Source organism: Conexibacter stalactiti, assembly GCF_033542075.1.
Lineage (GTDB): Bacteria > Actinomycetota > Thermoleophilia > Solirubrobacterales > Solirubrobacteraceae > Conexibacter > Conexibacter stalactiti.
The window spans coordinates 1-1,119 of the sequence record NZ_JAWSTH010000232.1 but is presented as its reverse complement, the minus strand read 5'-3'; the positions used below and the strand labels follow the sequence as shown (position 1 = coordinate 1,119).

The 1,119-nt window shown below is 78.8% G+C and carries 1 protein-coding gene and 1 pseudogene; both read left to right on the top strand.

What is annotated here, in order from left to right:
• The coding region (locus R7226_RS31505) for a hypothetical protein (RefSeq protein ID WP_318601523.1) at window positions 1–701 on the top strand (701 nt) is incomplete at its 5' end.
• Window positions 698–1,119 (top strand): annotated as a pseudogene (locus R7226_RS31500) (hypothetical protein); the annotation flags it as partial. The gene R7226_RS31505 and the pseudogene R7226_RS31500, both read left to right, overlap by 4 nt.

Below are 1,119 nucleotides of genomic sequence, written 5' to 3'. Positions count from 1 at the left end.
AGCGGCCGACCGTCGAGCTGCGCACGGCGCGCGTCGAGGCCAGCGGCGACGGTGTCGTCAACGTCGTGCTCGGCTGCGCCGCTGTCAGCGGCGCCCGCTGCCGCGGCTCGCTCGCGCTCACGACCGCGACGCGCCAGCCGGCGCGGCTGCTGGCCGGCGGCAGAGGGCGCGGCTGGCGGTCGGCCGGCGCGCGCGTCGGCGGCGGCTCGTACTCGATCGCGGCAGGGAGACTGAGCGCGCTGCGGTTGAAGCTCTCCTCCGGCGCCCAGCGTGTGCTCGCCGCTCGCGGCACGCTGGCGCTGAGCGCTCGTGCGACGCAGGCCTCCGGCGCCGCGCCCGCGGTGCGCGCGGTGCGCGTGCTGGCGACGCGGGCGCCGGCGCTGCGGATCGACGGCGGCGACGTGACGGCCGACGCCGACGGGCGGGTCGCGCTGCGCGTCCGCTGCGGCGAGCCGTGGGCGCGCTGCGCCGGGACGGTGACGCTTGCGGGGATCCGCGACGGCCGCGCGCTCGGCAGCGCTCGCGTCACGGTCGCCGGTGGTCCGGTTCATACGGTCGCGGTGCGGCTGAACGTGAGCGGTCGCCGCGCGCTGGCGGAGGCCGGCCGGCTGCGGCTGCGCGTCCTCGCGGTGACGAGCGAGCCGGCGGCGCGCCCGACGCGCAGCCAGCGCGAGCTGACGGTGGTGGAGGAGCGACTGTGAAGCTCAACGCCCTCCTCATCAGAGGTCTCGTCGCCGCCGGCCTGCTCGGCGCGCCGGCCGTCGCCGTCGCGGCCGACTGCCCGCAGCCGCCGCCCTCCAGTCAGACGTCGCAGAGCTTCGACTACGCCGGCTACGCCGAGCAGTTCGCCGTCCCGACCTGGGTCAATCAGCTGACGGTCACGGTCCGCGGCGGCCACGGCGGATCGAGCGCCGGCAGAACCGGCAGCGGCGGGCGGCCCGGCGTCGTCACCGGCGTCGTGCCGGTCACGCCCGGCAGCTGCCTCGACATCACCGTCGGCGCCTACGGCGGCGGCTTCGGCCTCGGCAGCGGCGGCAGCGGCGGCGGCATGAGCGGCGGCGGCCTCGCGCCGTTCGGCGGCGGCGGCGGTGGCGGCAGCGCGATCGCGCCGCAGGGCGG